At 39.6% G+C, this 9,160-nt stretch carries 8 protein-coding genes; all 8 read right to left on the bottom strand.

Annotated features, from left to right (window positions below; all coding sequences use genetic code 11):
• On the bottom strand, positions 1–1,676 hold a 1,676-nt coding region (locus tag HZA77_12675), incomplete at its 3' end, for a site-specific DNA-methyltransferase (protein MBI5376287.1).
• Complete coding sequence (locus HZA77_12670; protein MBI5376286.1) at positions 1,673–1,819, bottom strand: hypothetical protein; 147 nt, start codon at positions 1,817–1,819, stop codon at positions 1,673–1,675. The genes HZA77_12675 and HZA77_12670, both read right to left, overlap by 4 nt.
• Positions 1,820–1,835: 16 nt before the next feature.
• The gene (locus HZA77_12665) at positions 1,836–3,548 is read right to left on the bottom strand and encodes an ATP-dependent helicase (protein MBI5376285.1); all 1,713 of its coding nucleotides are present in this window, start codon (positions 3,546–3,548) and stop codon (positions 1,836–1,838) included.
• A complete protein-coding gene (locus HZA77_12660; protein MBI5376284.1) occupies positions 3,541–5,292 on the bottom strand; it encodes an AAA family ATPase in 1,752 nt (583 codons plus the stop codon). The genes HZA77_12665 and HZA77_12660 overlap by 8 nt, the downstream gene beginning before the upstream one ends.
• A gap of 136 nt (positions 5,293–5,428) precedes the next feature.
• Positions 5,429–6,910, bottom strand: coding sequence for a hypothetical protein (locus tag HZA77_12655; protein ID MBI5376283.1), 1,482 nt, complete (start codon positions 6,908–6,910; stop codon positions 5,429–5,431).
• Complete coding sequence (locus HZA77_12650; protein MBI5376282.1) at positions 6,907–7,962, bottom strand: protein kinase; 1,056 nt, start codon at positions 7,960–7,962, stop codon at positions 6,907–6,909. Before HZA77_12650 ends, HZA77_12655 begins: the two co-directional genes overlap by 4 nt.
• 75 nt (positions 7,963–8,037) lie before the next feature.
• Positions 8,038–8,409 (bottom strand): winged helix-turn-helix transcriptional regulator, encoded by a 372-nt coding sequence (locus tag HZA77_12645; protein ID MBI5376281.1) that lies wholly within the window; start codon positions 8,407–8,409, stop codon positions 8,038–8,040.
• Positions 8,402–8,998: a winged helix-turn-helix transcriptional regulator gene (locus HZA77_12640; GenBank protein MBI5376280.1), complete on the bottom strand. Its 597-nt coding sequence runs from the start codon at positions 8,996–8,998 to the stop codon at positions 8,402–8,404. Before HZA77_12640 ends, HZA77_12645 begins: the two co-directional genes overlap by 8 nt.
• Between the last annotated feature and the right edge of the window lie 162 nt (positions 8,999–9,160).

Genomic DNA, 9,160 nt, shown 5'->3' with positions numbered 1-9,160 from the left:
TCAACAAAAAGCTCCCCCTGTGTCTTGTCTTTAATCTTGAGTGCTGATTTATTCTGTACTTTAACCGGATCGGGTTGCGGTTCATTTTCATCAACCGGCATATTCACAATATTCAGGCTATAATCCTCTTTTCCAAATTCGGAGCGGCCCAGGAGCATCTTTGGAATCTTCCTGACAGTAATATTCAGGTATCTACTCTCACACGCCTTTGAGAAGGACTTACAGCAGATCAGCAGGCTCTCGTCAGGCTGCATCTCTTCGTGGATTTTATCGAGAAACTCAACAGTGACAAAGTTTGTGGTTGTAAAGATATAATCCTTCTCCGTTGACCTCCCCTGCTTCCAGTAAATCTGCTCATCAGGGGAGTATTTAAAACTCTCATGCTTTGCCATCGCAGCGGCCAGCATGTCGGCATTATACCGCTCATCAAACACCCAGTTGCCGTGTTTATCCTCTTTCAGCAGACTCGGCGCCAGGTAATAGTATTTGAAACCTCCTCCGCCCTGCCAGTTTACGGCTTTGGATATGCCGCCCTCATCCGTGCCGTCAACAACCTTTTTCAATCGGGGCAGGCAATGTGTATAGCAATGCTCGCCAAGCTCAATGCCGATCCATCTCCGTTTCATCTTATGGGCAACAGCAGCGGTCGTGCCGGAGCCGAGGAAGGAGTCAAGGACAAGGTCGCCTTCATTGCTTGCTAAGGTAAGAATGCGTTGAATTAAACGTTCTGGCTTTGGGGTCTGAAAGACATCGTCATCATTGAATACCTTTATCTCACGTTTTGCCTCCTGATTATCGCCAACCTCTGTTCTGTACCAGATGGTTTTAGAAACAGTTCCCTCCTGAACTTCAGATAAGAAACGTTTGATTGAGGGAACACTATTACCATCTCGTCCAAACCAAATCCTGTTATCTTTGACCATATCTTCATATTTTCCTTTTGAAATAACCCAACATCTACTTTCTGGAGGATTAACGATGCGGCCAGAAGGAAGGGTAATAGGATAGTCCGTTGCAGCAGTATATGTTTTTACTGACATATCACTTGATTTCCACAGACCTCTCGGATCATTGTCAGGATTCTTATATCTGGCATCCATCTCCTCTGTTCTCGGCAATAGATTCGGTCTCCATATCTCTTTGTCCTTTGCATAGACCAGAAGATGATCATGGCTGTCCGAAAGCCATTTTGCATCATTCTGTGGAGAATATTTCTTTTCCCATATCACATTATTTACAAAGTTCTTCCTTCCAAAAACCTCATCACACAACACCTTCAGATAATGGCTCTCATTGTCATCAATAGAAATCCAGAGCGTACCGTCATTGCTCAACAACCTATGCAACATCTCAATCCTCGGCTTCATCAGACTCAGCCATATTGAATGCTCCAGCCCATCATCATAATGTTCAAACGCATTGCCGGTATTATAAGGCGGGTCAATATAGATGCACTTGACCTTCCCTGCAAAATCCTGCTCAAGTGCCTTCAGAGCAAGGAGGTTGTCACCCTGGATAAGCATGTTTTCGACTACCCCTTTACTTCCCCACTTAATAAGGGGGGACTGCGGGGGGTAAGACCTTCCAGCGTCTTCAATCAATATCCTAGGCTCCAGCCTCGGCTGATTCTCCTTGCCTATCCATGTGAGTTCAAGTTTCTGGTTTTTATTCGTCATTCTTCTTTTACCTTGCCTGCTATCATTTTCTTCCTGCAGGATAATAAAACTTCCTGTAACTCCTTGTTTACATTAATAAACTGCGGCAAAACTTCTTTATTATCCGACAGTGCGGATAATGAACTTATAAATTTCTTATCCAAATTTTACTCCATCACCTCAGGATAAGAGTTTTGATTCCCAGACCTGCTTGTTTTCATTATCTGGCACAGCGAGAACAAGTAATTTTCTCGGCCTTGTTAAGCCCACATATACTATCCTAAGTTCTTCATTGTCTGAAATCGAAGCACCCTCTCTTATCAAGGTCTTATAATATTTGCCAATTCCCTTCTGTTTAAGGAATAACAATACCGCTTCAAAGGTTTCTCCCTTTACTGAGTGGACAGTCCCAAGCCTATAGTCTCGACACTGAAGTGCTTCATTTTCGTTTCTGAATATCTGTTTAAACGTAACATCTCTCATAACATCTCTCATGGAATCGTTTATTGATAAGGATGATTTCATGTTGCTCAAGGCAAATCCCTCGTTTGTTCTATCAACCCATTCCCCGATACTGCATGTAGTTTCAGGCAAGATATATAAAACTTTATGAATCTCTTTTCTATGCGTGGTGAATCCAACATCGTTTATCCTTTTCTCAATCTCCAGTGGATTGCATGTTGTATTTCCAGTCATCATTTTTATATATGCCTTCTCGATTAGCAGCAATCCCTTCTTGATCTCTCTTGCATCAAATAAATATTTGCCTTTCGCAAAGTCCTTTGTATGGTAATCTCCATCTCTCCAGGGTTCTTGATTTATAGGCACGATGCCTGTAATTAGATTGAAAATTTCTTTACTTCTATAAATAACTGCCACATTTTCTCTATTAACTACGATTCCATTCTCATGACATAGTGAGATAAAGTATTCAATAGTTGTATTAATATTACCTGAATCATAGGTTATAACGATGGGGGAGAAAGTGCAGTCCTTAACTTCTTCCGTCACTGCCATAGAGGTCTCATGCAGTGATGACAATTTGAATGTGCAGTCACAAATTTTCTGTGAACTGCGTCGGTTTTCATTTAATTTAATAGACTCTTCCCGCCATTCATTATATTTTTGGAGAAACAGTTGTGGTTTTGCGTCATTCCATTCAAAAATTGCTTGGTCGGGATCTCCAACTAACATAAGTTCCCTTAGACCATGAGATATTAAGATGTCTATAATCCGCATCTGAATATCAGATGTATCTTGTGCTTCATCAATTATCAGTGTCGGATATCTATAAGCTAAAGCAGCGGCAACTTGAGGATACTTCTCAAGGAGTTTCATCGCATAATAGTCGGCATCATGCTGAATAGCAAAACCAGCCTTAAGAAATCCTTCCTTTGCTTTACATATATACTGATTTGATACCCAGTTTTTCGGCATGCGCAGTTTATTAAGGGCTACAAGGTTATCGTTTATATTAAATGTAATATTATCAAACAATTTATCAGAATATTTTTTTCCATACCAAGGACCGTAAGGCTCTCCAACTAATTCAGGTCTTTTTTTGCACCCCAGGGCAAGATGCCCAAATGGTAGAAATATGTTCTGATTGATAAAGCTATCTATAGTGCCTAAGAAGTGAGGATAGCTAATACTTGTAGCAATTCCAAAGTGTGTTTCAAGTTGGTGTCTTATTTCCTGCCAAGCAGCATTCGTAAAAGAAATAGCTGCAATGCCCTGTTGTTTTTTGTCCCATTCTCCAATTAAACGTGCAAGTCGTGCCGCTACGGAATATGTCTTACCACTACCGGGACAAGCCCGCACAACAAACTTGCCTTTCTTATCAAAGACAATGGTCTTCTGGATGTCCGACAATGATTCGAATGCGTTACTCACCCTTGACCACCCATCGAATAGCATTTTGAATATATTCAGGCACCGTGAAGTTATTTCTAATATCTTCACGTTCAGCAAGCAATACTGAAAGCCTGTGTGACAACTCTGACTTTGCTTTGTTAGAAATTACCTTATCTACGAAACTTCTTGAATGTTCTTCAATTGTATTGCCTTCGGTAATATTTTGTGCAGCTCTTGGATGCATCTCATTGAAAATTGAGAGCAGTAAATCTTTGTTCCCAGCCATAAAAAGTTCAAACTCAAAGGTTTCTTTTGCAAGCTCAACCTTCAGGTTACTCTTTTCAAGGTCTTTTGCCTTCTTTGCTCGAGATGATATCTCATCCGTCTCCCTATTCAGATCATCATCAGTTAGAATTGCGCATCGGCACCGAAGACCTTGTTCAAGTAATTCAGGGTTGAACAATTTGCCGAAATGCTCAAAAGCAACTCCATTAATGTTCACAATTTCGATCCCATTCTTTTCTAAGTTATATCCTTTTCCCATTATTCTTGAAAAGACTGGCAATAAGAGCGCCTCCGATATACCCTCAACAAGAATTACGCCACTAGAAAAGAAGAACTGTGATTTCGTGACATCTAAGAATTTTTGCAGATATTTCCTGTTATTCTCATCAAGATTTGAATTGATAAGAGGAAGAGAATAAATTGATTTATCCTGGTTCTGTAACACAATTAGAGAATCTAAGTTTGCTTTTGCTGTTATCGTTGGTGAATGTGAGGTTATGAATATCTGAATGCCTTTATCATTTATCTCGTTTAGATAAGCAAAAAGGATATTTTGCAGTTGAGGATGGAGGTGCGCTTCCGGCTCTTCAAGCAATAAGGAAATATATGTATCTGCCTCAACCTCCTTGCGCCTTGTCAAATTACCCAATACTACTGCCATGTAGATGAGGTTGTTATATCCCAGACCATACTCGGCAAGGTTAAAATACTTTCTTTCGACTGTGGTACCTTCAGAAAGGTTATCATAAATCGGTATTTGAATTCTCAGCGTATCTAATATTCTCCTGAACTCGAAAGGAAGAAACTCAATATCAACGCTATATTGCTTACCCAATATTGAGGTCTTCTTTATATGTTCATTAACTGCATCCTTTCCTGAGTTAATAAGGCTACGCCACTCGGTATCATCCTGCAAGAGATTGTGTACCTTGCCGGCAAGACATTGTTGCTTATCTGAGTCCTGTTCAATATTAGAATATAAATCGCCCAGTATATTTCCTTTAACGGGCCTGAGACTCTGTACCGCATCCCTTAAGGGGCCAAGATAAACAGCGTATATCAATTCAAGTACTTCAGGAGCTACCGATTGTCCCTCATTCTCTCCTCCCCAGACTTTATATCTAACCTTTTTGCTTCCACTTTTTTCATTTATGGAATATCTGAAATGAAGCTGCAACTCCTTTTTCCTTTCTTCACCCACTGATAACATATCATAAAAAATACCCGCCTTTTCGTCATTGACAATTTCAAAGATTAAGTCAAACTCAATATCTGTGAGTTCTCTGGATGGACTTGTAGTATCGATAAAGAAATCATTAATGGCAACATAAGTGTCACGATATTGATTTCCATAACTAAAACATATTCGTAAGGCATCAATAATTGCTGTTTTGCCAGAGTTGTTTTCGCCAATAAGGATATTTACCCCTTTATGAAAATCGAGTGTTAAATTTTCTATACATCGAAACTTTTTTATTGAGAGCTTCTTAAGGAACATTACTTCACCTCTTTACTAAGTACTCATTAACCAGTTCATCCTGCCTATTTTAAAATAGGTACCACATAACCATAGTTGCTACCTATTCAAATCGCATATAATAAAAAACTGGAGAATGTTCAGCGTGCTTCCCTGCCTAACTTTTATTAAGCAAATTCAATTTATTCTGCACAAGATTACGAAGCAGAATGATTTCAGGAGATTTCATTGTTTCAGTTCTTTCCAATGATTTAGTGGCTATTATTTTTGCTTCAGCCGTTGAGGATTCTACTTCAGCAAGTGCAAAATTCAACAAAGCTTCTGCCTGCAACTGAGGCTCTCCGTTTTGTTTGAATTGCTCAATAACTTTACGATAGGTTTGTCGTCCCCCATCAATATTTTTGTTTTTAAACTCATACAATCCTATAGTTGCTTGACAGTATATATCTGATTCCGGCCCTTTTGTAACCTTGAGTTTATTAATATATTTACCAGCCTCCTCAACTTTCCCCACTCTTAGTAATGAATAGCATAGATTATTATAAATTGTTCTGTCATGTGGATTACTATGTAAACCTCTCATTGCTATTTCTACGCCAATCTCTGGCTTACCGGCACTACAGGCTATACTTGATCCTACAACAAATGGATATTTTGAGTATGGTTCTTCCAATTCCCATTCCCGTGCAGCATCTAATGCCTCCATTAGTTTGAAGTTTATATAATTTATCCATGTTGTTGCCTCAAGACTTCGCCCAAACTCCAATAATGTCGTTTCCCTCATCCAAGGTATTTTATTCCTGAGAAGCCATTCTGCATGTGAAATAACATTCTCGCTTGGTTTTGTCCAAGCGAGCCGAAGCTGTTTCTTTGCCTTTCTCTCGTTCCCTGAATTAAGCTCAAGATAGCCGGCACTTTCAAGCAGTTCAGAATAATGGAATAACCGATCCCCAGAAAGATCCTGCGGGATGAACTTATTTATATCAGGAGTCTGATGTTCTGATATAAGGGCAACATTCACTTCTGTTGCCTTGATCCAAGGGTCAAAATGGTGCTTCGATGCCCTCTTTATATAATGCCACGCTATGTCAAAATCACCCGTATGAAGGAATAACCTTACAGCACATCTAACTATATAACGGTCATAAGGTGCAAGTTGGATGGCATTTTTTGCTGCTCTCTTTGCCTTCTCATTCTGTCCTTTTATTGTAAATGCCCTTGACAGCTCAATCCACGCTATTGCGCTGTTTGGGTATTCTGACACCCATTTTCGTAGCTTAGAAATACGAACACTTACTTCTGACACATTCTCTATCTCACTATTAACATTCAATATCTTATCTGCGAGTTTAATTGATAATGGATCCACCCCACCTTTCTTAGTTATGAACGTAGCCATATCATGTGCAAGTTGCTCATCACCAATAACTATGCCGGCGCCCATCAAACGGCAGGCCATTTCCGGTGTTGAATCTGCCTTAAACTCTTCTAAATCAATGTGAATGCTTTCCTTGGTCGCTCTATTTATTTCAAAAGGGGTTTCCCTTGGGATAGCCAACTCACCTTTTTCTATCGCTTTTGGATATTCAAACCACTTTGGAACAACATGGCTTCTTTTATGTGTCTGGGGATTATTCATATTTTCCCCATTTCTACCTTCTTGGCAAGGCGATCAATTATGGATATACAGCGCCAGAGAGAATATTGAGGCAGACTATTATTAAAGCCCTTGGGAATACCGCGCAGCTCAGGTACAGGATGCGTGAATTGAGCAATGATTTCTATAATATCTTTTCTGATTGGTTCATCTATTCGATCTTTTATTTCGGCAATAGTTTTGTTATAAGCTTGCATCAGATGAGGTTTAACGTCCTCGAAAGTGCCTCCAAAATTAGTCGGTTTATATATATCCGGTATGTTTGCAGCCAACAGCGAAAGGAAATTTGAGTCGGTAATCATATATGATATTATTCCTCCCGCCATAAACAAGTCAGCACCTAATCTTATAGTATTCCAATCCGGACTAAAATAACGATACAAAAGCTCTATATGGGCATAACTGAAATCCCCGCAATGACCGTCGTTATCCCACATAGGTGATTTATTATCAAACTTAGTTGCGTTTCCAAGGTCGCCCAGCTTTGATACATTGTGTCCGAATATAAGAATATTCGATGGTTTGATATCCTGATGCACTATCTTTTCTTGATGAAGTTGTGATAACCCTACAAGAAACCCATGTATTACTCCTAACTTCCAAGCTAAATCTATCTGCTTCTGCTTTTGTCGTTTTACATTTTTGAGGCTACCTGTAGCTGTTTCAAATACCAAGTAAGGTACTGGAAACATTTCCGCTGAATCTCTATATTCACCATGAGCAATTGCAGATACTATTCTTGACATTTTATTATCCCTACAAAATTCCAGCAAGTCTTTCTCGTAATTATAGTTCTGCGTTAATTCTTGCAAAAATACTGTTGAAGATGTCCCATGCCCTGTTGCTTTAAATGCGTATGCATAATTTATAGCTTTCAAAAATCCAACTTCACCATTTTCAATGTTTTTGACTTCATAGCAGCTTGAGAATGCACCGCTATGATCATCCTCCGTCTTAATGCGCTTTCTCATGACTTCCCACTTATCATCTATTGTTTTCCCCTCAAGTCTTGAGGCTAATGGAGTCGTTGTCATAATAAGCTCCTTTTGGCAATGTTCATAATAAGTATGTCTTCCTTAGTTCTTGATATAGCCATTTAGGTAGTTTACTTATAGCTTATCAACTATCTCCCAATGCCAGCCCTTGTCGGGGCCGATACGTTTTAGAAGACCTTTTTTTCTAAGCATGGATATATGATACTTTTCGCCGTCTTCGGTTATCCCTATAACCGCTGCAAGTTCTTTCTGAGTAATATCTGATTTCTTAGTTATAGCTTCTATGATTTTCTGGGTAGTTTTCTGGGTAAGATTTTCTACCCCCTTTTCTACCAACTCTTCTGCCAACCTATTCTCCAATCTTCCTCCGACCTTCTGACCACGATAATAGCTTTTCCGCTTGAATGTAGCAATAAACTTCATGCCGGTTTCACTGCATTTCCACAATTCTTCTGCCACTATCATCCTGTACATCTGATCAAACATCAACTATCTCCCAATGCCCACCCTTGTCGGGGCCATTACGCTTGATAACTTTTTTTGATTTCAGTTTTGCAAGATTATTTTCCACCGCTGTTGTGCTTATTCCCATCGTATTAGAAAGTTCAGGTATTGTTACAAACTTATTTTCAGCGATATTTTCTAAAATCTTTTTTTCATTTTCACCCAACTTTTTCACCCAACTTTTCTGGGTAGTTTCCTGGGTAATATCTTCCACATCCTTTTTTATTTCACTCTCCACAGGCCGTTTAAAGACAATCGTATAAAAGCCAGTCTGCCGGATCTTTGGTGTCGCTAATCCTGCAGTTGTCATTGCCTCTTTCATCCTTCTTATCCCGGTGCCTGCCCGTTCAACCTTGTCCATGCGGAAAAAGAGGTCTGCTATGTGCTCGTTTCTCCGGACAGAAATTTTGCCGAACTCTTTTTTCCGGTGCTGCGGGAATACGCAGGGATTGACGATCTCGCCCCGGTCATCATACACCTCAACCATAAGGCTTGTGCCGCGCACACTGTAGTCACGATGAATGATGGCGTTGGCGATTGCCTCCCGCAGCGCCTCAATCTGATACCTCAATCTCCCAGTGTTCGCATAGCATGTAATTATTAATTTGAGGGGGAAATTACTAATAATTTATTCCTGAACAAACGTGTAAAAAAGTCTTATCTTTCAATTAGTAATAATTCCCTGCTCTCAGTTTGTTCTAATTATTTCTAATAATTTCTAATAATTTCTAAG

Source organism: Candidatus Schekmanbacteria bacterium, assembly GCA_016219965.1.
Taxonomy (GTDB): domain Bacteria; phylum Schekmanbacteria; class GWA2-38-11; order GWA2-38-11; family J061; genus JACRJM01.
Note: the sequence above shows the minus strand (reverse complement) of the source record. Positions and strands in the feature narration are given on the sequence as shown.

Coding starts and splice junctions, on each gene's coding strand:
- HZA77_12645 (MBI5376281.1), bottom strand. CDS start 8,409: ATGTTTGATCAGATGTACAGGATGATAGTGGCAGAAGAATTGTGGAAA.
- HZA77_12650 (MBI5376282.1), bottom strand. CDS start 7,962: ATGACAACGACTCCATTAGCCTCAAGACTTGAGGGGAAAACAATAGAT.
- HZA77_12655 (MBI5376283.1), bottom strand. CDS start 6,910: ATGAATAATCCCCAGACACATAAAAGAAGCCATGTTGTTCCAAAGTGG.
- HZA77_12660 (MBI5376284.1), bottom strand. CDS start 5,292: ATGTTCCTTAAGAAGCTCTCAATAAAAAAGTTTCGATGTATAGAAAAT.